General features: G+C 66.3%; 12 protein-coding genes. 4 read left to right on the top strand and 8 right to left on the bottom strand.

Annotated elements, in window-relative coordinates; genetic code table 11:
• The 8 genes from treY to ACQ450_RS01345 all read right to left on the bottom strand — a co-directional run bounded on the left by treY (position 1) and on the right by ACQ450_RS01345 (position 17,177).
• A complete protein-coding gene (treY, locus tag ACQ450_RS01380; protein ID WP_431470206.1) occupies positions 1-2,457 on the bottom strand; it encodes a malto-oligosyltrehalose synthase in 2,457 nt (818 codons plus the stop codon).
• Entirely contained in the window at positions 2,454-4,469 is a 2,016-nt protein-coding gene (malQ, locus tag ACQ450_RS01375) for a 4-alpha-glucanotransferase (protein ID WP_431470205.1), read from the bottom strand. The genes treY and malQ overlap by 4 nt, the downstream gene beginning before the upstream one ends.
• Entirely contained in the window at positions 4,454-6,163 is a 1,710-nt protein-coding gene (gene treZ / locus ACQ450_RS01370; protein WP_431470204.1) for a malto-oligosyltrehalose trehalohydrolase, read from the bottom strand. Before treZ ends, malQ begins: the two co-directional genes overlap by 16 nt.
• Complete coding sequence (glgX, locus tag ACQ450_RS01365; RefSeq protein WP_262503939.1) at positions 6,163-8,262, bottom strand: glycogen debranching protein GlgX; 2,100 nt, start codon at positions 8,260-8,262, stop codon at positions 6,163-6,165. Before glgX ends, treZ begins: the two co-directional genes overlap by 1 nt.
• Positions 8,259-10,457: a 1,4-alpha-glucan branching protein GlgB gene (gene glgB, locus ACQ450_RS01360; protein WP_431470203.1), complete on the bottom strand. Its 2,199-nt coding sequence runs from the start codon at positions 10,455-10,457 to the stop codon at positions 8,259-8,261. The genes glgX and glgB overlap by 4 nt, the downstream gene beginning before the upstream one ends.
• Positions 10,454-13,702 (bottom strand): maltose alpha-D-glucosyltransferase, encoded by a 3,249-nt coding sequence (treS, locus tag ACQ450_RS01355; RefSeq protein WP_431470202.1) that lies wholly within the window; start codon positions 13,700-13,702, stop codon positions 10,454-10,456. The genes glgB and treS overlap by 4 nt, the downstream gene beginning before the upstream one ends.
• A complete protein-coding gene (locus tag ACQ450_RS01350; protein WP_431470201.1) occupies positions 13,699-16,779 on the bottom strand; it encodes a maltotransferase domain-containing protein in 3,081 nt (1,026 codons plus the stop codon). Before ACQ450_RS01350 ends, treS begins: the two co-directional genes overlap by 4 nt.
• Positions 16,780-16,871: 92 nt before the next feature.
• Positions 16,872-17,177 carry a DUF2934 domain-containing protein gene (locus ACQ450_RS01345; RefSeq protein ID WP_431470200.1) on the bottom strand — a complete coding sequence of 102 codons (306 nt, stop codon included), beginning with the start codon at positions 17,175-17,177 and terminating at the stop codon, positions 16,872-16,874.
• Positions 17,178-17,359: 182 nt separating this feature from the next.
• Between ACQ450_RS01345 and ACQ450_RS01340 the strand changes: the two genes are divergently transcribed.
• The 4 genes from ACQ450_RS01340 to ACQ450_RS01325 all read left to right on the top strand — a co-directional run bounded on the left by ACQ450_RS01340 (position 17,360) and on the right by ACQ450_RS01325 (position 23,830).
• Positions 17,360-17,851 carry a hypothetical protein gene (locus tag ACQ450_RS01340; protein WP_431470199.1) on the top strand — a complete coding sequence of 164 codons (492 nt, stop codon included), beginning with the start codon at positions 17,360-17,362 and terminating at the stop codon, positions 17,849-17,851.
• Between the two features lie 243 nt (positions 17,852-18,094).
• On the top strand, positions 18,095-18,781 hold the full coding sequence (locus tag ACQ450_RS01335; protein ID WP_431470198.1) for a hypothetical protein: 687 nt from the start codon (positions 18,095-18,097) through the stop codon (positions 18,779-18,781).
• 4 nt (positions 18,782-18,785) lie between these two features.
• Positions 18,786-22,412 (top strand): hypothetical protein, encoded by a 3,627-nt coding sequence (locus ACQ450_RS01330; RefSeq protein WP_431470197.1) that lies wholly within the window; start codon positions 18,786-18,788, stop codon positions 22,410-22,412.
• Entirely contained in the window at positions 22,409-23,830 is a 1,422-nt protein-coding gene (locus ACQ450_RS01325) for a hypothetical protein (RefSeq protein WP_431470196.1), read from the top strand. The genes ACQ450_RS01330 and ACQ450_RS01325 overlap by 4 nt, the downstream gene beginning before the upstream one ends.
• Positions 23,831-23,839 lie beyond the last annotated feature (9 nt).

Below are 23,839 nucleotides of genomic sequence, written 5' to 3'. Positions count from 1 at the left end.
TCAGCTCTCCACCGACACGAATACCGGTGCATCCCAGAAAAGCTCGGCGGCAGCCAATCGTTCGCCGGAGCGAGTCACCAGATACGTGTCGCCCCACCAGGCGGGCGCAGGCACCAACGCCGTGCCGCCCCCCGTCTCCCGCGCACAGTAAAGCGCAACCGCACCCGTGAGCGTCACTCCTTCGTGCGTCCGTGCAAATGCGAAGAGGTGGGCCGCGCGCTCGCCTACCGCTTCGAGGCGCACGAAGTCGCCCGTCGCGAACAGCTCGGGATGGCGTCGGCGCAGGTCCAGCAGCTGCGCGATGATCCGCAGCTTCCGGTCGCCGCACGCTGCGTGCTGCGGCGAAGCGAGCACGGCACGGCGCAGCGCGTAATCGACCGGCCGCCGATTATCGGGGTCGACAAGGCTGAGATCGTCGAGCTCGGCACCCTGGTACAGATCGGGCACGCCGGGAAGCATGCAGCGCAGTGCGGCCTGCACCAGGGCGTTCGCGCGTGCCGGCGCCATCATGTGGCGGACGAATTGGTCCAGGTCACTCAGAAAGCCCGCCGAACGACTCGGGTCGAGCAGCGTCAGGATCCACTCTCGGCATAGGGCCTCATAGGCCGCATCCGGCGCCTCCCATGAGGAGCGCAGCTTCGCTTCGCGCAGCGCCTTTTCCTGCCAGCCGTTCACCCGCACTGCAAAGGCCGCGCAGCCGGCGCGGTCGTCGGGAGCAAGATCGCTGGGCCAGGCGCCGTAGAGCGTCTGATACAGCATATACCGGTCGGCTCCCGCGATGCCGCTCTGCGCTCCGCCACTCGCTTTCTCCCAGACGGAGACGCGGGCGCCCCATTCCTCCGGCAGCTCGCTCAGCGCGGCCAGCCGCGCGCGCACGTCCTCGCCGCGCTTGTGGTCATGCGTAGCCGTGGTGAGCATCGCATGCGGAAAGCTGGACGCGCGCTCTGCCATCGCGTCGGCAAACGCTGAGGGCGCCATGGCGAACCGCGCCGGATCGGAGCCGACTTCGTTCGACGACAGCAGCCGGCCGTAGCGATAGAAGGCAGTGTCCTCGACCGACTTCGCCGCGACCGGCGCGGAGAGTTGCTGGAACCGGCGAACGGCTTCGGACGCGCGCGCAAGATCGCCGGGCCCCTCGCCCGCAAGCCAGCCGAGCAGCCGCTCGAGCACTTCGGCCTCGCCCGGCGGAGTGAAGCGCGCCGCGCCTCGGCGCACGGCGTCGTGCACCGAAGCATCGGCGGCGGGCGCCGCCTTTCCGGTGCCATAGGTTCGATAGACCGGAAACACCCACAGCGCCCGTTCGATCGCTCGACGCAGCATGCCACCGGTGAGGCCTTGCGTCTCCGGAGCCGTCTTCGCGAGCGCCAGGAAGCTCTCGACGCAGGCGCGCAACTGCCCCTCGAACGACCAGGACAGCATTTCCTGCCGCGCGCGCAGCTCGGCGTCCTCGAAGCTGCCGCTTTCGCCGCTGATGGATTCCCACAGGCGCGTGAGCGGCGCCTCTCCTGCCGGATCGTGCAAGAGTGCGCCGACATCGGCCATGAAGTCATAGCCGCTGGTCCCGTCCACGCCCCAGTCGCGCGCTAGCGGCTCCCCCGGCGCAAGGATCTTCTCGATCACGATCCAGGCGGAACCCTGTGGCGCATCGGCCGGCCGCGGAATGGAGTCGATCCGCGCGCGCAGCTGCCGGCAATAGCCTGCGGGGTCGGTCAGGCCGTCGACATGATCGATCCGCAGCCCGTCGATCAGACCCTCGCCCCAGAGGCGGAAGTAGAGTGCATGCGCCGCCTCGAACACTTCCGAATCCTCGATGCGCAGCCCGGCGAGATCGTTGATCGTGAAGAAGCGCCGCCAATTGAGGTCATCGTTCGCCTGCCGCCACCAGCCGAGGCGATAATGCTGGCGATCGAGCAGCTCGCGCAACGACGCGCCGACGCGCGCCGCCGCATGGTCCTCCGGCCGGATGGGTACGCGGTGGCTGTCATAGACGCGCAGCACCGGCTCGCCCCCCTCCTCGACGACGCCGATCTGCCCCTCCGCCAGCACCGTGTCGATCGGTGCGCCGAGGATCGGAAGCAACAGCTTCTCGCGCCAGTCGATATCGAAAAATGATGCGTGGCGGCTGTTGCGGCCGTTTCGCAGCACATCGTTCCACCAGGGATTGTTGCCGCCCGCGACGCCCATGTGATTGGGCACGATGTCGATCACGATACCCATGTTGCGCGCACGCAGCGCGGCGACCAGGCTGCGGAAGCCCGCCTCGCCGCCCAGCTCCGCACTGATCCGCGTCGGATCGGCGACGTCATAGCCATGCATCGATCCCGGTGCCGCCATCGTGATCGGCGAGGCATAGATGTGGCTGATGCCGAGTGCGTCGAGATAGGGGACCAGCGCCTCGGCATCGGCAAAACCGAAATCGCGATGGAGCTGAAGCCGATAGGTCGCGCGCGGTGTCATCGTCGGCGCTCCAAGTTCAGCCGCTCCAGCCGCGCATCGACGGCGGGTTCGGCGAGCAAGGCCTCGGTCGCCCGCGGCATGCGCCGGCGCCAGTTCGGATGCTCGTCGATTGTGCCGGGCAAGTTCGGCTGTTCGACGGCGCCGACCACATCCTCCATCGGCACCAGCGCGAGCGTGCAGGGAGTCGCACCGACATGCGCCAGCGCGGCGTCGACGGCCGGCTCTGGGGAAGCGGCAGGCGGCTCCGGCCCCTCGGCGGCGCCGGAAGCACAAAACGCGTCCCAAAGCCGGGTTCGCTCCTTCGCGCGGTCGGAGCGCGCGGTCGCCTCATCGGCGGCTTCGGACCGTCGGCCGAGTTCCCACGCCCATTCGATGTCGCGCCCGCTCCACCATCCGGCCACGGTCGGCAGGTCGTGGGTGCCCGTCATCGCCACCGCCTGCGGCCGCCAGCGCTCGGGCGCCACGAAGCCGCCGCTGCGCGTCCGTTCGAACCAAAGTACGCGCATGCCGAGAATCTCCCGCGCCTCCAGCTTCGGCCGCAGCCCTTCGGGAACGGTGCCGAGATCCTCGCCGATCACGATCGCGCGCGCGCGCTGCGATTCAAGTGCCAGGATGCGGAGCATGTCGTCGAGCGGGTAGCGGAGATATGCCCCCTCGGCCGAGCTGGCACCATGCGGCACGACCCACAGCCGCCGCAGCCCCAGCGCATGATCGATCCGCAAGCCCCCGGCATGATCGAGCGCCGCGCGGAGGGTCGCGATAAAGGCGTCGAAGCCGGTCCGCCGCAGTCCGCTCGGCGAAAAGCCGGTGATGCCCCAATCCTGCCCGTCCGGCCCCAGCGGGTCGGGCGGCGCTCCGATGGAGAGCCCGGTGAGCAGCTCGTCACGCCGGCTCCAGGCGTGGCTGCCGCCTGCATCCATCCCGACCGCGAGATCGGCGATCAGCCCCAGCGCCATGCCTGCGCCCGTCGCCCGCTCCTGCGCCGCGGTCAGGCTCTGCGCGGCAAGCCACTGCGCGAAGACGTAGAAGTCGACTTCGTCGCGATGCTCCGCAGCAAAGGCCGCGACCGCCTCGCTCTCGGGATCCCGATAGCCGGTGGGCCAATCCTGCCAGCCGTGCGCACCCGAGGCGTGGAAGTGCGCGTGGAGCGCGTCGAAGGTCGCATGCCGCTCCAGTTCCCTGCCTTTCGAGCGGCGCCACTCGGGGACCGCAGCCAGAACCGGCTCCGATGCACCCGCGAACGCTGCGCGGAGTGCCTCGATCCGCTCGGGAATCGCTTCCTCCCAACCGATCAGATCGCGCGGGGCGGCAGTCGGTGCGGCGTGCCCGGCAAGCGCGGGATCGCCGAACAGGATGTTGTGAAACAAGCGACTCGAAGGTGCATAGGGGCTGAAGCGCCGTGCATCCGCCGGAAACAGCGCGTGAGTCGGGCTGATCGCCAAAGCATCGGCTCCGCGCCGGGCAAACGCCTCGGCGGACGCAGCGAGTGTACCGAAATCGCCGAATCCGGTGTCGCGCCCGTCGCGCAATGCCGGCACTTGCACGGCCGGTCCCCAGAGTCGTCGGCCCTGCGCCACATCGCCGACGCCGAAGCAGCGCACCGGCGCCACGGCAATTCGCAGCTCGCGATCGCCGATCCGCAGCAGGTGATAGCCGGTCTCGGTGATCGGAGGCAGCATTGCGCCGTCCCGGCCGGAGCGGATCGCCAGGCGCCGGCTGCCGCCATCCTCCAGCAGGAGTTCGGCTTCACCGGAGGCCGCGCATCCGCCGGGCAGCGGCACCGGCGATCCGGCGTCGGCGGAGAGGAAACGGCAGTCGTCTTCCTCCTGCGCCTGTTCTTCGAGGCTGCGGGAGATATCGGCAGCGGTTTCGGCGGGGCGCCCCAGGGCGGTCAGCACGCGCCGCAGCGCCTCGTCCGAAACGCGCTGCGGCTTTCCGCTCGCGTCCTCCCAGTCGCGCTGGAGCCCCACGGCGGCGGCGAGCCGATCGAGCTCGCTCACGGGGTCAGCCATGCTGCGAAGCTTCTCGGTGCACCGGGCTCGCTCAGCGCGAACAGCGGTTCGCTCGGCAGCCGGGGAAAGCGGACGTCCGCCTCGCCGAGGTTCACCGCCAGCGCCAACTCCGCGCCATCGGCCATTCGCCAGCGCGCCGCGACTGCTCCCGTGCCGAGCACCTCGGCCCCGAGCCCGTGCGCACCCTTCAGCCTTGGAACGATTGCCTGCCGCCGCAGGGCGAGCAATTCGCGGTACAGCGCCTGCCACTCGCCCGCGTCCGGTCCGGGCCGCGGTGCCGATTGCAGGAACGTGTCCTCATCGTTCGGATCGGGAATGCGCGCCCGTGCCTCCGCATCGGCAAAGGCAGCGAATTTGGCGAACTCGCGCCGTCGGCCCTCGCGGACGGCATCGGCAAGCGCGTCGTGAAAATCGGTGAAGAACAGGAAGGGAGACCGGCTGCCGCTTTCGTCACCCATGAACAGCAGAGGGATCTGCGGACAGAGAAGCAGCAATGCAGTCGCCGCGCGCAGCTTGCCGGCGTCGGCAAGCAGCGTCAGTCGTTCGCCCATCGCGCGATTGCCGATCTGATCGTGGTTCTGGAGGAAGGCTACGAAGGCCGTGGTCGGCAGCGCGGAGCTCGGCTTGCCACGGGCTTGATCGCTGCCGGGGGGCGTTTCGCCCTGATAGATGAATCCTTCGCCCAGGCAGCGGGCGAGCTTCGCCGTCGGCTCGTCGGCAAACCCTGCGTAATAGCCTTCGCTCTCGCCGGTCAGCAGCACATGCAGAACGTTGTGGAAATCATCGTTCCACTGCGCGTCATAGCCGCCGGGCTTCAGCCGATCGGAGTCGTTATGCTCGTTTTCGAGCACCAGATGGATATGTCGTTCTGGCACAGCCGCGCGAAGCTCGGCTGCCATCTCGTCCAGAAAGCCCGTGTCACCGATCGCGTGAACGGCATCGAAGCGCAGCCCGTCGAAGCGGTATTCCTCCAGCCACATCCTTGCATTGTCGATGAAAAACCGCCGCACCGCCGGCTCGGACACGGCGACCGCTCCGCCCCAGGGCGTTTCGGTGCGGGAGTCGAAAAAGCGGGAGGCATAGGCCCCGAGGTAATTCCCGTCGGGGCCGAAGTGATTGTACACCACGTCGAGCAGCACCATCAGGCCCAGTTCGTGAGCCCGGTCTATCAGCGCCTTTAGCGCGTCCGGGCTGCCGTAGCTTTCGGCGACGGCATAGGGCAGCACACCGTCATAACCCCAGTTGCGCGTACCGCTGAACGCCGCCACCGGCATCAGCTCGATCGCAGTGACGCCGAGATCCGCCAGCTCGGGCAGTATCTCCGCCACCCCGGCGAAGCCGCCCGCCACGCCTACGTGAATTTCCTGGATTACTGCTTCTTCCCAGGGTCGGCCGCGCCATTCGGTGCAGCGCCACGAATAGCGTTCCGGGTCAACGAGAACACTCCAGCCGTGGACGCCGCCCGATTGCACACGCGACGCGGGATCGGCGACAGCAAGGCCCGGCTCCAGCGAGAAGCGATAGCGCGCACCGGCGGATGCAACAGCGACCGCCTCGAACCAGCCGTCACCGGCCGGCTCCATCGGCACGCGCTCGCCTCCGGCGAGCTCCAGTGTCACGGCGGTGCGGTCAGGTGCCCACAGCCGGAAACATGCTCTGCCGTCCTCGAGCCATTCAGGACCCCAGCGCTGCATCACGGCGGATCCGTCCCCACGATCAGCATCGCGGCACGATCGAGAACTTCGATTGTCTCGCCGACCGCACGTTCGGGCGCCTGCGGGTCGGCGCTGTCGATCACCAGGAACCGGCTCAGCAGCGGCGGCGGGAGGTGGAAAACGAGCGGCTCGTGCGAGCCGTTCATCAGCATCGTCACGGCCTCCAGGTCGCCGTTCTTCTTGCGCCGCGTTCGCCGCACCACCAGCGCCCGCCCCTCGGGATTGTGCCAGTCGTCCTCTGAAAGATGCTCGCCGCGCTCGTCGAACCAGTCGATGTCGAGAATGCCCGGCGCCACTTCCACTTCGCCGTGGAGGAAGCGATTGGCGCGGACCAGCGGGTAATGGCGGCGGACAGCCGTCAGCCGCCGCACGAAATCGCTCATCGCATGGCCATAATCGCTCTCCAGAAGCGACCAGTCGAACCAGCTGATCTCGTTATCCTGGCAATAGGCATTGTTGTTGCCATGCTGGGTCCGGCCGAACTCGTCGCCGCCGAGCAGCATCGGCGTGCCCAGCGACGCAAACAGCGTCACCAGCATCGAACGCTTCACGCGATCGCGCAGCTCGCGGACCCGGGGATCGTCGGTCGGCCCCTCGATGCCCCAGTTGCACGAGTAATTCTCCGAATGGCCGTCGCGGTTGTCTTCCAGATTGGCTTCGTTGTGCTTCTCTTCGTAACTGACCACGTCCTCGAGCGGCTGGCCGTCATGTGCGGTCACGAAGTTGATGCTCGCCCACGGTCGCCGCGCGCGCATATCGAACAGATCGGCCGATCCGGAGATGCGGTTGGCGAATTCGGGTCGCATACCGCTGTCGCCGCGCCAGAAGCGGCGGGTGGAATCGCGGAACTTGTCGTTCCATTCGCCAAACCCGGGCGGATGGTTGCCGAGCTGATAGCCACCCGGGCCGATGTCCCAAGGTTCGGAGATCAGCTTCAGGCCGTTCAGCACCGGATCCTGGCGCAGCACGTCGAAAAAGCCGGACCGCGGATCGAAGCCATTGTGTCCGTCGCGGCCCAGCGTCACTCCCAGATCAAACCGAAACCCGTCGACGTGAAAGCTCTGCGCCCAATGGCGCAGCGAATCCGCCACCATCTGCAGCACGCGCGGATGGCTGAGGTCGAGCGTGTTGCCGGTGCCCGTATCGTTTACGCAATAGCGAGGCTCGTCCGGCATCAGCCGATAGTAAGTGGCATTGTCGAGTCCGCGGAAGTTGAAGGTGGGACCAAGCTCGCTTCCTTCCGCCGTGTGATTGTAGACCACGTCCAGGATCACTTCGATCCCTGCCGCATGCAGCCGTCGGATCGCGATGCGCAGTTCGTCCGCATCGTCGCTGGCCATGTAGCGCCGCTCGGGCGCAAAGAAGCTCAGGGTGTTGTAGCCCCAATAGTTGGTGAGGCCGGCCTCCTGCAGCCGCCGGTCCTGTACGAAGGAATGGATCGGCAGCAGCTCGATCGCGGTCGCGCCGATCCGCTGCAGATGCGCGATCACCTTCGGATGCGACAACGCGGCGAATGTGCCGCGTTCGCGCGCCGGCACATCCTCCAGCAGCTTCGTCAGCCCCTTGGCATGCGCTTCATAGATCACTGTGTCGGACCATGGCGTGTTCGGCAGCGTGTCGCCCGTCCAGTCGAAACTGGTGCTGGCAACCACGGCCTTGGGCATCGCCGCCGCGCTGTCGCGTCGGTCGAAGCTCAGGTCCTTGCGCGACGAACGGACGCGATAGCCGTGCAGCGCGTCGGTCCAGCGCAACTCGCCCGCCAGCTTCTTGGCATAGGGATCAAGCAGCAGCTTGTTCGGATTGAACCGGTGGCCCGCCTCGGGGTCGTAGCGGCCGTGCGCGCGAAAGCCATACAGCAGGCCAGGGCGCGCATCCGGCAGATAGCCGTGCCACACCTCGTCGGTCCATTCCGGCAGCTCATAGCGCGCGATCTCGCGGCGACCGCTCGGTTCGAACAGGCACAACTCGATCCGGTCGGCATTGGCGGAGAAGACGGCGAAATTGACGCCCAGCCCGTCGAAGGTCGCTCCGAGCGGATAGGGCATACCGGGTTCCAGCCGGCGCGGCAGCAGAGTCAAGCAGGGGCTCCTTCATGGCGCAGCAGGATCGCGCCGAGGGGGGGCAAGGTTATCGCGGCCGAATGCGGCTGGTCATGCATCCCTCCGCCGTCGGCGGTGACGACTCCGCCGTTACCGATGTTCGCGCCGCCATAATGCGCCGCATCCGAATTCAGCACCTCGCGCCAGGCGCCGCCGTGGGGAAGGCCGATGCGATAGTCGCGCTGCGGCTCGGGCGTCAGATTCAGGGCGACGGCGAGTGGAGCGCCATCGCCGCCGCTGCGGACGAACGCATAGACGCTGTTCTCGGCGTCGTCCGCAGTCAGCCATCGGAATCCGCCGGGCTCGCAGTCGCGGGCGTGCAGCGCCGGCTCGGCGGCGTAGAGCCGATTGAGATCGCGTACCAGCCGCTGGACTGCCGCATGCTCCGGAGAATCGAGCAGGCCCCAGGGCAGCGATTCATCGTGGTTCCACTCCTGCTCCATCGCGAACTCGCAGCCCATGAACAGCAGCTTCTTGCCGGGATGCGTCCACATGAACGCCAGATAGGCGCGCAGGTTGGCGAACTTCCGCCAGCGGTCGCCCGGCATCTTATTCCATAGCGACCCCTTGCCATGCACCACTTCGTCATGGCTGATCGGCAGGAGATATTTCTCCGAATAGGCATAGACCATCGGGAAGCTGAGCTCGCCATGGTGCCAGCGCCGATGGACCGGGTCGCGCTCGATGTAGGTGAGCGTGTCGTGCATCCAGCCCATGTTCCACTTGTAGCCGAAACCGAGTCCGCCGTCGGCAAGCGGGGCGGTAACGCCGGGCCAGGCAGTCGATTCCTCCGCGATGGTGACGGCGCCGGGGCAGCGATCGGCGACGATGCCGTTCATCGCCTTCAGGAAATCGACCGACTCCAGATTCTCGCGCCCGCCATGGACGTTCGGCACCCATTCGCCGGCATTGCGGCTGTAGTCGCGGTAGAGCATCGACGCGACGGCATCGACGCGCAGCCCGTCGACATGGAACGTCTCCAGCCACCACACCGCCGAAGCGAGCAGGAAGCCGGAGACTTCGCGCCGCCCCAGATTGTAGATCAGCGTGTTCCAGTCCTGGTGAAAGCCCTCGCGCGGATCGGCATGTTCGTAGAGGTGTGTCCCGTCGAAGCGGGCAAGCCCGTGCGCGTCGGTGGGGAAATGCGCCGGCACCCAGTCGAGGATCACGCCGATGCCCGCGCGGTGACACGCATCGACAAACCCGGCGAAGTCCTCGGGCCGGCCAAACCGTGCCGAGGGCGCGAATTGCGACAGCGGCTGATAGCCCCAGGAACCGCCGAACGGATGCTCCATGATCGGCAACAACTCGACATGCGTGAAGCCCATGTCCGCGACATAGGGAATCAGCTTGTCGGTCAGCCCGGCCCAGTCGAGCGTGCGCTGTCCCTCGCCGTCGGCCAGCATCCAGGATCCGGCATGAACCTCATAGACGCTGATCGGCGCGTCCGGAGCGTGGCGGCGCGCGCGCTCCTCCATCCAGTCCTCGTCGGTCCAGCGATAGTCGGGCGGCGGCGCCACGACCGATCCGGTCGCGGGCGGCGGCTCGGTCTGGCGCGCACAGGGATCCGCCTTCTGGACGATGCTGCCGTCGGCACCGGCGACTTCGAATTTGTAGCGCGTGCCCGGCCCCAGCCGCGGCACGAACAGCTCCCAGACACCGGCTGAATGGCGCAGCCGCATCGGGTGGCGTCGCCCATCCCAATTGTTGAAATCGCCGACCACCGACACGCGCCGCGCGTTCGGCGCCCAGACGGAGAACGCCACCCCCGGAACATCGTCAAGCACGCGCGGCTGCGCCCCGAACACGCGCGCAAGCTCCAGATGCCTTCCTTCGGCGAACAGGTGCAGATCGAGGTCGCCGAGCACCGTGCCAAAGGCATAGGGATCCTCGGTCTCCTGCTCGACTCCGCCGGGCCAGGAGATACGGAGCAGATAGGCCGTGTCGCGCGACGGCGAGCCGGTGAACACACCCGGCGCCACTTCGTCGAGCGCGCCGATCGATTCGCCCGTGTCGCGCGCCAGAAGCGACACCGCCTCGGCACCCGGCTGAAAGGTGCGGACCACCAGCGTGTCGCCGCTGCGGTGGGGGCCCAGGAGCGAAAAGGGATCGTGCAGCCTGCCCTCGAGCAGTGCGGACGCCGCCGATCCCAGCATCTCGTCGAATGCGGTCATGCGGTCTCCTTGTCGAGCAAATTGGCGGCCGCGGCGGCAAGGCCGGCAACGGGCACGCCGATCCAGTCCGGCCGGTTCGCGGCTTCATAGGCGACTTCATACGCCGCCTTTTCGAGCAGAAAGAGGTCGAGCAACGCGTCCGTGGTCGCGCCCTCGGCCGCCGCCGAGCGATACCCTGCGAGGAATGCGTCGTTCGCGCGCACCCGGAACATCGCTGCCCCCTCTTCGGCGCGAACCTCCCAAGTCTCCGCGCCCGCGGGCCGATCGCGCTCGGCCACCGCGGCCGCATAATCGAACGAGCGAAGAATCCCGGCCACATCGCGCTCGGGCAGGTCCTTCGCCCGGCGTTCGGCGAGCGGCCGCGTCGGCTCGCCCTCGAAATCGATCAGCATCACGTCGTTGCCGGTGACCAGCACCTGCCCGAGGTGCAGGTCGCCGTGAATGCGCGTGCGTGATCGGCCGACAGCCAGCCGCGCAGCTTCGCCGATCCGGTCGATCAACGCATCGCGCTGCTCGAACAGGCGTTCGGCATGGCCGCGTGCGGTATCGTCGAGCGTCGCTCCGCGCAGGCGGCCCAGAGCCTTGTCGACTTCGCCCTTGATCCGCCCGCCCAGCTTGTCGGCATCCTCGAGTGACATCGGCTCCGGCGCAAAAGCGGGATCGTCACTCTCCCGCGCGAGCACGCCATGCATTTCCGCGAGCCGCTGCCCAAGATTCTCGGCAAAGTTCACATAGTTGGAGAAGCTCCAGTCGGTATCGGTATGGAGCCTTCCAAGCGTCCCCAGCGTCCACTCCCAGCCGTCGCCCTGGTTGTAGACGAAGGCCTGGGCCAGCATCATCAGCGTCTCGGCGTCGCCCTCGGTCCGAGTCACTGTTCCCAGGATCGCCGGCACATTGGCATAGCCGTTGCGCGTCAGATAGCGGACCATCTCGACGTCCGGATGCACGCCCGGCGCCACCTTCCGCAGCAGCTTGAGCACGGCCTTGCGCCCGACGATCATTGTGCTGTTCGATTGCTCGGCGGCGATCCATTCGGCCTCGTCATCAGGCGACAGATCGAATTCCGGCGTGGCGGCGAACCGGATCTCCCCGCTGTGCACCGGCAGTGTCGTTCCATGCCGCATGCCGGTCAGCACCGAACGCGCGAAGTCCCCCAGGGCGAATCCGTCGGTCAGCAGGCCGACAGTACGGCCACGCCGCACCCGCGCGATTGCCAGATTTGAGGCATAGGGCCCCTGCCCCTCGCCTTCCCAGGCGATGCCGAGCGGCAGCATATAGGTCGCCTCGCCGCTGTCCGTCTCGACTGCGATCTGGCCGAGCAGAAGATCGTCGGCGGCGGGCATCGGCGTGGCGCTCAACAGCCGCACGTTTGCGATCTGCTCGTCCTTGGCGCCGAACCAGCGGCGCTGGCGCACATAATCGCACAGTACGTCGCGTTCGAGGACGTCCTTGTTCGTGCCGCTCGCAATCTCTCCCAGCGACCGGCGCAGGACGAACGTGTGCCGCTCCACTTCGCTTCCCGGCGCGGCCGAGGCCCATTCGGGCGCCTCGCTGTCGGTCAGTTCGAACCAGAGGAAGCCATAGGGCGGAAGCGTGAGAAGATAGGGCAACTGCCCCACCTTGGGAAATGCCGCCCCGCCCGAAAGCTCGATCGGAGTGCGCCCTTCGAATTGCTTCAAGTCGAGCTCGACTGCCTGGGCGGTGCGCGAGAGATTCGCGACGCACAGGATCGTCTCGCCCTCGTGCTGGCGCAGATAGGCGAGGATGCGGCGGTTCGCCGGCCGCAGGAAAGTCTGGCTGCCGCGGCCGAACGCCTGATGCTCGCGGCGCACGGCCAGCATCCGCTTCACCCAATTGAGCAGCGAGTGGCGGTCGCGCTCCTGTGCTTCGACGTTCACCGCCTCATAGCCGTAGAGCGGATCCTGAATCGCGGGCAGCGTGAGCGAGGCGGGATCGGCGCGGCTAAACCCGCCGTTGCGATCGGGCGACCATTGCATCGGCGTGCGCACGCCGTCGCGATCGCCGAGGAAGATATTGTCCCCCATGCCGATCTCGTCGCCGTAATAGAGTACGGGCGTCCCCGGCATGGTGAGCAGCATCGCGTTCATCAGCTCGACGCGACGCCGGTCGCGTTCCATCAGCGGCGCGAGGCGGCGCCGGATGCCGAGATTGATTCGCGCACGCCGGTCGGCGGCATAGGTGTTCCAAAGATAGTCGCGCTCGGCATCGGTTACCATTTCGAGCGTCAGCTCGTCATGGTTGCGCAGGAAGATCGCCCATTGCGCATCGCTGGGGATATCGGGCGTCTGGCGCATGATGTCGGTGATCGGGAAACGGTCCTCCTGCGCCACCGCCATGTACATGCGCGGCATGAGCGGGAAGTGGAACGCCATGTGGCATTCGTCGCTGGCGCCGTCGGGCGTGCCGCCGAAATATTGCTGCGTATCCTCCGGCCACATATTCGCTTCGGCGAGCAGCATGCGATCCGGATAATGCGCGTCGAGATCGGCGCGGATCTTCTTCAGGACGTCGTGCGTCTCGGCCAGATTTTCGTTCGACGTGCCATCCCGCTCGATCAGGTAGGGAATCGCGTCGAGCCGCAGCCCGTCGATCCCGGCGTCGAGCCAGAAGTGCATCACCGACAGCACTTCCTCGAGCACCTTGGGATTGTCGAAGTTGAGATCGGGCTGATGGCTATAGAAGCGGTGCCAGAAATAGGCCTGGGCCTCGTCGTCCCAGGTCCAGTTCGACTTTTCCGTATCGAGGAAGATGATCCGCGTGCCCGAATAGAGCTTGTCATCGTCCGACCAGACGTAGAAGTCGCGCTCCGGGCTGCCCGGAGGCGCCTTGCGCGCCGCTTGGAACCAGGGATGCTGATCGCTGGTGTGATTGATGACCAGCTCGGTGATGACGCGGATACCGCGCTCGTGCGCCGCATCGATGAAGCGGCGCGCATCCTCGATCGTGCCATAATCGGGGCTGACGTCGCGATACTCGGCGATGTCGTAGCCGTCGTCGCGGCGCGGACTGGGGTAGAAGGGCAGCAGCCAGATCGCCGTCACGCCCAGATCGGCGATATAGTCGAGCTTCGCCATCAACCCCGCGAAGTCACCGATTCCGTCGTTGTTGGAATCGAAGAAGGATTTGACGTGGAGCTGGTAGATGACGGCGTCCTTGTACCACAAGGGGTCGTCGGCAGCGGTGATCGCCGCAGCCCCGGTGGCGGTTTGCGCGGGCGCGTTCATGCCCGATCCTCCGGAAACAGGCGCCAGATGCGATAGGGGAGATCGGGCGCGATCCGGGTGTGCTGATACTTGCCGTGCCAGGCGAAGCGATGCCCCTGGTGCAGATCCTCGACCTGGATTGTCCCGTCATCGGGCAGGCCGAACTCCCACAGCGGCACCGCAAAATCGCATTCCTGAGCGTGATGCGGATCGAGGTTGACCATCACCGCGATCATCTCGCTGCCGTCGGGCGCCGGCTTTCCATACCAGAGGATGTTGTCGTTGTGCGCTTCGTAGAAGCGCGTGTTGAGATGCGTCTGCAGCGCAGGATGGGCGCGCCGCAGCCGGTTGAGCAGCGTCACATCCTCGACGATGTTGCCCGGAGTATTCCAGTCGCGTGGCCGAACCTCGAACTTCTCGCTGTCGGAATACTCTTCCTTGCCCGGACCCAGCGGCTCGGATTCGCACAGCTCGAACCCCGAATAGACGCCCCACAGGCCGGAGAGCGTCGCGGCAAGAACCGCGCGGATCTGGAAGCCTGGCCGCCCCGATGTCTGAAGGAAGAAGGGATTGATGTCGGGCGTGTTGACGAAGAAGTGCGGGCGATAAAACTCCTTCGGCGCCGTCGTCGTCAGCTCGGTGACATAGTCGATCAGCTCGTGCTTGCGATCGCGCCAGGTGAAATAGGTGTAGCTCTGCGAGAATCCGGCCTTCGCCAGCCGGTACATCATCGTCGGCCGCGTGAACGCTTCGGACAGGAAGATCACTTCGGGATGCCGGGCGCGCACGTCGGCGATCATCCACTCCCAGAACGGCAGCGGCTTCGTGTGCGGATTGTCGACGCGGAACGTCTTCACGCCATGCTCGACCCACAGCAGGATCACGTCGCGCAGCGCGGTCCACAGGCCGGGTACGGCGTCGGGGCCATAAAAATCGACGTTGACGATGTCCTGATATTTCTTCGGCGGGTTCTCGGCATATTTCATGCTGCCGTCGGGCCGCCACGCGAACCAGCCGGGATGCTCGCCGAGCCACGGATGATCGGGCGATGCCTGGATCGCGAAATCGAGGGCGATCTCCAGCCCATGCTCGTGCGCCGCGGCCACCAGCCGATCGAAATCCTCGAAGCTGCCGAGTTCGGGGTGGATCGCGTCGTGCCCGCCTTCGGCGCTGCCGATGGCATAGGGGCTGCCCGGATCGTCGGGCCCCGGAGTCAGCGTGTTGTTGGGGCCCTTGCGATTGGTCTTGCCGATCGGATGGATCGGCGGGAAATAGAGCGTGTCAAATCCCATTTCGCGCACGCGCGGCAGTTGGCCGATCACATCGGCGAAGGTGCCGTGGCGGGTCTTCTCGTCGGTCTGCGAACGCGGAAACAGCTCGTACCAGCTGGAGAAGCGGGCCGCGATTCGCTCGGCATCCACTCGCTGCACGGGCGAACGAAGCGCGTGCGGCCGATCGTCGACTGCGTTCATCAGCGCGGCGAGATCCTCGTCGAGCAGCGCCTCGGCGCTGGCTTCCAGATCGGGGGCCGCTTCCGCACGGCGCAAGGCGCTCTTGAGCGCCGTGGCTTGTCGGCCCTTCGCGCGCTGCATCGCCTCTTCGATCAGCGCCCTGCCCTCGGCATGGTCTACGGGCTGGTCGACTTCGGCGGCACGCTTCTTCGCCAGATCCCGGCGAAAGCCACCGTAGCGATCGAGCCACGCTTCGACCGAAAATTCGTGGCGCCCGAGCCGCTCGAGCGGAAATTCGGCCTGCCACACATCATTGGCCAGCGGAGCCATCCGCGCCGTGCTCCAGCCCTTCGCATCCGCTGCCCGCCAACGGAGTTCGGCTGCAAGCTGCTCATGCCCATCGGTGTAGATCGTCGCGCGAACCGTGAGCGTATCGCCGACCACGCGCTTTACGGCGAAATCGCCCCCATCGACGCTGGGGGTCACTTCCTCGACCACGAGCCGCGGCCAGTCGCGCGCCTCGGCGGCATCGCCGGCAGTTTTGCACGGCAGAATGACGCTCGCTGCTCGGCTTCCCTTCAGCACCCGCACCTCGCCCGGGCCGAGCGGCGCGTCCGGCGCTCCGTCGCCGTCGAGACTCTCGAAGTCGCACAGGGCAATTCCGGCGGGCTGCAGCACTGCGGGAAGCGAGGGGACATCGGAGGTCTCGGCACTTGAATTGATGAGGATCACGGCGGCCTGCCCAGCCTCCCGCAGATCGGGCGCATCGGCGCGCAGCAGTGCGGTCACCGGCGCGGCAGGCCCGGTGAGCTGCCGCATCCCGCCGCTGAACTCGGCAAGCGCTCTCGCCTGGCGAACCGCTCTGACCGCTGCTACGCGCAGGTGCGGCGTGTGCAGCAGCTCGGCGGGCAGGATCAGCCCGTCGGCGGTCGCAGCCGCAGCACCCAACGCACGCTCGGGGATCGAGGCATCCGGGCGCAGTTCGGCAAGCAGCGGCGCGGCGCCGCAAAGCGCCTCGCGCTCCTCGACCAGCCAACTGGCGCGATAGTCCCACCAAGCGAAGGAGGAGACGAGATGGTCGAGCGCCTCCGCCAAGGCTCGCGCGCGATTGCGATCGCCGGCAAGCGGTCCCGCGATCAGCCGAATGCCCGGCAACCGCGCCCGCAACGCAGCAATCAGCTCGGGCGCGAGCCGCTGCGGCTCGAGCAAGCGGAAGCCGGTGACGCCCCGATCGACAAGCCGCGCCAGCGCCTCGGCGATCGGCGCAATCACGATTTCAGCGGTCTCGGCATTGCGCAGCCGCGCCAGCGCCTCGCCGGCGGCGGGCATCGGCCGGCGCGGGTCGATGACTGCCTCGGCGCTCTCGCGTCGGATCGTGAATGCTTCGGGATGTGACACAACCAGCGGATGATCGAGCGGGAATCGCGCCAGATCGACTTCGCGATAGACGGCGACCCCCTCGGGAACCGCGAAGCGTTCGTCGGCGTCGGTGCCGTTCGGGCCGAACAGCGGCACACGCCCTTCGGCGAGCAGCGCGTCGCAGCCGATTTCTCGGGCGAGTTCGCCCCAGCGCGATGCCTCTTCTGCCTCTCCTGCTTCACGATCCCGGTGTTGTGGTACCGAAAGGACGATGGTTGCGGATGGCAAGGCAGGCTCCCTGGGCCGGTGAACGCTTCCAGACCAACCGCACAGCGGGGCAATCGTTCCCTCTCGCCAAGGCGGCGAATTGCCGAGCCGGATCAATCCGTTTTGGTCTTGCCCTTGCCCTTGCCGGAGGTGGCGCCCCGCGGACTGCGCGCCGCGGGCTTCGCCTTGGGTTCTTCGGCAGGTGTCGCCTTGGCTTTGGACGCGACCGGCTTCTTCGTGGTTGTGCGCTTTGCAGAGCCCGCAGCTTTGGCGGAGGGCTTGCTGGGGGTCTCACGCGCCTCGCCGAACTCGGAAGCCGCCTTCTGCCAATGCTCCTCTTCACGACCTTCGGGCCGACCTTCCTCCTGCCATATCTCATACGCCCGCTCGCGGATTCGCTGCTCGAGATCGCGCTCCATCTTCATCTCCTCTACTGGTCAGCATGCGGAGGACGGACGGAATGCTCCGGCCCCCGGCATGGCGACAATGCACCAACGCCACAAATGATGCGTCGGGGCGGGCAGCCGGGGCATGCATCCGCAACGGAGGAACGGCGGGACGGCCGATTGGGGGCGCGGACTCCGCCCCTGCCCTGCGACGGTTGAAATCGCATCGCGACACGCTCAAGGAAGACATGCGGGGACGCACCAGCGTCGGCGAGGAGGGCGAAACCATCTTGCCTGTCGCAACCTTCCTGACATCGGGACAGATCGTCGACACGCAGTTGACGGTGAACTGCAGCGCCCAGACCCGCGCCACTTTCGATCTCAACGATTCGACCTGGATCACGCTCAGCGCCGGCACTCTGCCGCTTTGGAAGGCTCTGCTCTCGATCGCCAACCAGCATGTGATCCTCGACGAGGCGATCACTGCGCTCGGTATCACGCTTTCCGAAGGGCTGACGATCACCTTCAATCCGCTCGGCGGCCCGACCGGCACCTATACGGTGCTCCTCTACGGCACGATCATCGACAGCGGCACGCCTCATGTCTTCGAAGGAGCAAGTCTGGGCGTCTTCTCGAGGAATCCCGTCGCGAAACGGGCGGTCGAGTATTTGAGACGCCCTGGCTCCGCGGCGCCGGCGCAAGCATAGCGCTGTAATGGTGTAGATATTGAACCTGAATGGACCCATTTATAAAGGTCCACATTCAATCAAATGTCGATTGACGCAAACTCTCCAAATCAACGATCAATGTTTTCACAGATCGGTTGTGTTTCATCCAGTGGAGCTTCGTGTTTCTGCTGAAATCATTGGAGATGCGCCTTGGGTAAAGAAAAGTTCATTTTCGCCGTTCCGTCGAAAACAACCACCCCGACGAGCCCGAACACCGATGTCGTGGCAACTCCGTCCGGAGACACCAACAACACCACGCAACTTACGTTCGAGTATCAGGGAAGGATTCCGGTTTGGACCCCTGCCGTCTCCCAAGCGCAGCAGACGGTCACCCTGGGCGAAGACATCACGATCGGATCGACGACGTGGAAGAAGGGGATCACGGTCCAGTACAGCGCGCTCGGCGCCTCCCAATATACGGTGACGATCACCTCGGGCGAGATCGTCGACGACCGCGGCCTCTATACGCTGAGCGGCCTCACGCTCGGCATCTTCCCGATCGGATCGAGCAGCGAGAAGCAAGCGAGCTTCGAGGCTCCGGCGATCGACACTTCGGGACTGGAGGTGGCGACCTTCAAGGCGATCTCGTCGGTCAATACGCCGACCAGCCCGAACAGCAACGTCGTCACCACGCCGAGCGGAGACACGAACAACACGACCTTCCTCTCGTTCCAATATCAGGGACGCATTCCAGTCTGGACGCCGGTCGCCTCCCAGGCACAACCCTCGGTGACGCTCGGGAACGACATCGCGATCGGAACGACCGTCTGGATGAAGGGGATCACGGTCCAATACGCCGCGCTCGGCTCCACTCAATATACCGTGACGATCACCCAGGGAGAGATTGCCGACAACGGCGGCCTGTACAGGCTTTCCGGGACGTTGCTCGGCATTTTCCCGATCGGATAGGATCGTGGACGCGCCCGCCGCACCGCGTTTCGAACAGATCGGGACGAGTTCGGTATACGAGACGAAGGTGGCGGGCTCCGTCGGCTGGGCCGGCTACCTTCTTTCGCCCGAGCCCGGCCTTCCCGACGCGATCGCCTTCGAAGATTCGCTTGCCGACCAGAACGGGCATTATCTGTTCTGCACCGAGCGCCCCGCCGGGATCGACGAGGATCCGGCGGGGTTCGCCACTAAGGCACTGCGCTATATCGCAGCCGCGACCCGAAACCGTGCAGTGGTCTGGCTCGCCTCCGCCGATCCGGTCGTGTTCGGAGACTTCAGTCGCTACGGACTGCCCTTCCTCTATTTCGGAAGCGTCTATCAGGCGACGGCGGATCTCAATCTGCCGTTCGGTTCGAACGCGGCCTTCCACATCCTGAACCAGACGCGGCTGGCAATCGCCGGCGACGCGCTGAAATTCTCGGCATCGGCGATCAATTCGCCGCCGTTCATCGCATTCCAGACGAACGACGGCGATCCTCTCGGCGTGCGGCTGGCGCCCACGAGCAACCGGATCGAGGCTTTCGTGCCCTTTACCGGCGCGAATAGCGGTTGCGTCACGTTCGATGGCGCGCTCGATCCGAAGGCCGCGTTCGACAATGCGGACCTGGGGCTCGGTTTTCGCTATGTGCTGCGCGACCAGGATACACAGCAGCTCGAGACCATCGGCTACTCCGCTCTCTCGGCCACGGAGCTTCCCAGGACGCTCTCGATCGCGGGCTGCTTCGACCCTTCGGACCCCGCCAACCAAGTGATTTCCGGGGCGCTTCTCGAGCAGGGCTATCTCCGCTCGGGCATGGCATTCAAGGAAGCGGGCGCATTGCCCAGCGCGTTCCGCACCGCGGGCGGACAGCCGGTGTTGCTGACGCCCCTCGGAGCAGAGCCGGCCGATGTTGCGCCCGCGCTCGCCGCGGGCGGTTTCGCCTGGGCCACCGAGGCCGCGTCGAACGAAGCGGCTTCCTCGGCTCCTGCCTATCTCGCGCTCGCCGGCCGCTATGCAATGGGCGTGGCGGGCAGCGCCCCCGGCCGGACCGAACGGCTGATGGGCGGGATGTTCGGCTCGGAAACGCTGAGCTTTCGTGTCTATGATCCCGGCCACCCGGCCGAGCAGAACGATCTTCTCCAGGCCATTCCCGCACGGCCCGCTTTCGCGCCGATCTTCCCCTTCGCCGCCGCCGATCTGAACCAGCCCGCCAGCGGCGCAATCGCTCCCCGGCTCACTTCGGAGCACCAGACCAGCTGGGTCACACTGGTCTCGGGGAGTGGCAGCGTCACCTACTCGGCCGAACCGGAAGGCAGTCCGCTCTATGCCGCGCTCGCACAGGACCCTGCCCCCGCGAACGCCGACGTCGCGGTGCTCGGATCGTCACCGCCCGGAATGGCGCTGCCCCAAGGCACGGACAAGAGCTTCCCGCTTGTGCCCTATGGGGCAGCATCTTCGGCCGGCGTCGATTCCGACACGCTCGTCCAGTTCGAGAGCCAGATTCTGGCCGCGTCGCGCAAGACGCTGATCTCGGGCTATGGAGCGGAGATCTGGGCGGCGCGCGCGAACGCTTCCCGCGCGGCCGATGGCGGCACGGGCGAAGTGATCCCCGGCACCACTCCGCAAGGCTTCGTCGTCCGGCGCGACGCCGCGAGCGACGCCTATCTCGACGTGACCATGGCGCAGTCGATCAACCGCGACGGCACGAACGAGGCCTTCGCGCTCGCCAGCCCCACTCGCGCGATGCAGGACTCGCTGCAGACGAACCAGCTCTTCCTGGTCGCAGTCAATCCGGCGCCCTTCGAGAACCCCGCCACCGGCGCAGTATTTCACAACCGAGTCACCATCGCGAACTGGGAAATGGCCGCGAGGATCGGTGCGGGGGCTTCGGCGACTGCCTATCGCAACGTGCTGATCATGAAATTCTGCTCCGGGTCGCTGCGCGACCGCGTGGCAAATCCCAACCGCTGGACCGCAGCCGAAGAATTCTCGCTGCTCGCCGGCACGCCGGACGAGACGCGGGCGCTTTCCTACACCGGCCTGTCCCAGTGGCTTCAGGACTATATCGACACCGGCATCGCGCTCTCGAAAGGGCCCTCGGCGCCCTTCTACGAGGATTTCGCCCGGATCGTGACCGATCCGGACTGGACCGGCGTGATCGTCCTCGCCGCCGATCTCGCCGCCGAGGACCTGCCGCCGGAAGTTGCCGGACTGGCCGCCGGCATCGATTTCACGCGATTCAATGCCCATCATTTCGGCTTCACGGTCAGCCGGGTCGCCGTGGACAAACAAAGCGGTGCGATCGCGCTCGCAGAAGGCAATTCCAGCCTGTTCGGGCTGATCGACTATCAGGATCCGCTCTACGCCTCGAATCGTGCGAACGGCGTGGCACCCGACGTGCCGATCGCAGTGGCGACCACTGGCGACTTCGGATTCACGGTGCTCCAGCTCCAGTCGCTGTTCGAACATGCGCAGCTCACGCGCTTCGAAAGCCATGTGCAGCTCTCGGTGGCTGCCCTGTTCGGCGCGCCCGTCACTCGGCTGTACAATGGAGGACGCGCGCAGCCCTTCCCCGGCATCGTCCTGAACGGCAGCTATGTCGAGCAGGACGGGCGCGCATCCTATGTCTTCGAACAGAACGACACCAACGTCCTGATCAGCCCGTCGAACGTCCTGCCCGCAGTGGCGTTCGAGCGGGTGCAGTTCAACACGCTCGGCGTGCGCGACGGCGGCGCCACCGTCGCAAGCAGCTTCCTCGTCTGGGGCGCGTTCGATTTCACTGCGCTCGACACCCGGGCGGGCGAGCTCCTCGATCTTCTCTCCTTCGGCAGTCCGGCGAACACGCCCGAGATCCAGCTCGGACAGGGACTCGCCTTTTCGGGCCTCACGATCGGCATGAGCTATCCATCGGCCACGCCTGGCGCCAAGCGATTTGTCGTCGATACCGGCAAGCTCGCATGGGATCTGAATGCTTCCACGATCCGCGACGAGAGCCTGTTCCGTGGCTTCGCCCTGCAGCTCAAGAGCTTTGTCAACGCCTCGGGCGACCAGAAGCCCTCCGATCTCGGCTTTCTCCCGGTAACCTCGCAGCTCGATCTCACCGAACTGGCGGCACCCTGGTTCGGCGTGGTCTATGACATCACGCTGGGCGGGCCCGGAGCCCTGGCGTCAGGAATGGGCTTTCAGTCGCAGCTGCTGCTCGCCTGGTCGCCCTCGACCACCGGGTCGAACGGGCAGCACGCGGTATTCGTCGGAATGAGCCTGCCCGGCGCGGCACCGGGCGCCAGCATGTTCAGCATCCAGGGCGTGTTCAAGGTCGCGGTCGGGGCGATTTCGATCCTCCGCCAGCCGGTGCCGACCGCTCCGGGCCGACCGCCTTCGACGGAAGAGGAGTTCTTCTACTGCCTTCGGATCGACGACATCGGGCTCAAGATCTTCGGGATCGTCAAGCTGCCGCCCTCGGCGAACATCCAGTTTTTCCTGTTCGGGGATCCGAACAGCAGCGGCAGCCTCGGCTGGTATGCGGCCTATGTCGCCGATGACAATCCGGGGTGCGGCCAGTCGCTCGCCTTTGCCGAGCTTGCCGCCGGACCGCGGGAGCGCGCGCGATGACACGGGTGTTGTTCTGGAACATCGAGCAATTCTCGATCAACAAGATCTTCTCCGCGTCGACCCAGGTCACGCCGGGGCATGGCGGGCTGACCGACCAGGTGGCGGCAGCCCAGCGCAAGCTCGTCATCAGCCATGTGCTCGCCGCAACGGTGCCGGACATCATCGTGATTATCGAAGTCAGTTCGGGCGAGAACATCGCCGGGGCGCTCGCCACTCCCACCGGAGGGCTCGAGTCTGTCGCGATGATGCAATATTATTTCAATCAGCACTTTCTGGTACCGGGCGGCTGGAACGCGGTTCCTCCGCTCTATGTCGGCACCGGCGGTCGCGCGGAAACGGTCGGCATTCTCTACCGGCGCACCAACGATGCCGGCACGGTCCGCCGCTATTTCACCGGGCCGAACGTCTGGACGGGAGGAGTTGGCGGCATGTCGGTCCCGCCGGGCCCCGGCGTGGTGCCGGCCGCGTATACCGGCCTGCCGCTCCCGATCGGCACCGTGAACATCAACGGCATGCTCGTTCCGACCGGTTCGGGTGCCGCCCGCCAGATCCCTGCGGGAGCGCTCCACAATGGGGGCCTGCACGAAAATCTGGCGGCGGCGCGCGTCGACTTCCTCGACGGTACCGGTGCCGCGATAGATTTTCACGGCCTTCGCCAGCCGTACATGGCGACCTTCACCGAGGCCGTGATCGCGACCGGAGTCGTGCAGCGCAATCTGACCGTCTTCGCGGTGCACTCGCCGCCGCAGGATCCGGCGGCCACCAACTATATCGTCGGCCTTGCCGCCATGCCCGACGTCGTCGGCGCACTGGGCGCGAACGAGACCCGGCTCATCGGCGGCGATTTCAACGTCAATCTGCTTGCCGACGACGGCACGGCGTCTGCTGCCTATAATCCGCTCACGGGCGCGCCGAACAACTATCGGCTGCTGCTTCGGCCGACCGCCGCAGGCGTGCCGACCACGCTGAACCAATATCGCGGCTATTTCTCGACGCACATCCGCGGCCGGCGGACGACCGCCGAGTCGGAGTTCTTCTGGTCCGATCCCAATGCCGCGCAGCCGAGCTACTATCCCGGCTACGGCTATGTCGGCTCGAACTTCGTCGACGCACCCTTCTATTCGATCGACAATGTGCTCGTCTGGCCGTTCCAGGGTGCGCCGTACGACTATCGCACCACGATCATGAACATCGTGACGGGGACGCCGTTCAACGGCGTGCTGGCACCCGCCGACGGCCCGCCGCAGGGCAATGTCGCGATGCCGAGCCTGTTCGGCGCCCCGCCCGGCGGATGGCCGCCCGCCCCCAACGCCGCGAACTATCCCGGTATCGGGGCCGCCGGCGCCCTCACCGGGTGGAACAACTACAAGCGTATTCGCAACACGAGTGACCATTTCGGCATCTTCGCCGAGGTCTAGGCGCGGGAG

The organism is Sphingosinithalassobacter sp. LHW66-3 (assembly GCF_050703275.1).
In the GTDB taxonomy this organism is placed as follows: domain Bacteria; phylum Pseudomonadota; class Alphaproteobacteria; order Sphingomonadales; family Sphingomonadaceae; genus Sphingomonas.
This window is presented reverse-complemented; position numbering and strand designations above follow the sequence as displayed.

Coding starts and splice junctions, on each gene's coding strand:
- treY (WP_431470206.1), bottom strand. CDS start 2,457: ATGACACCGCGCGCGACCTATCGGCTTCAGCTCCATCGCGATTTCGGT.
- malQ (WP_431470205.1), bottom strand. CDS start 4,469: ATGGCTGACCCCGTGAGCGAGCTCGATCGGCTCGCCGCCGCCGTGGGG.
- glgB (WP_431470203.1), bottom strand. CDS start 10,457: ATGACCGCATTCGACGAGATGCTGGGATCGGCGGCGTCCGCACTGCTC.
- ACQ450_RS01325 (WP_431470196.1), top strand. CDS start 22,409: ATGACACGGGTGTTGTTCTGGAACATCGAGCAATTCTCGATCAACAAG.
- ACQ450_RS01345 (WP_431470200.1), bottom strand. CDS start 17,177: ATGGAGCGCGATCTCGAGCAGCGAATCCGCGAGCGGGCGTATGAGATA.
- treZ (WP_431470204.1), bottom strand. CDS start 6,163: ATGCAGCGCTGGGGTCCTGAATGGCTCGAGGACGGCAGAGCATGTTTC.
- treS (WP_431470202.1), bottom strand. CDS start 13,702: ATGAACGCGCCCGCGCAAACCGCCACCGGGGCTGCGGCGATCACCGCT.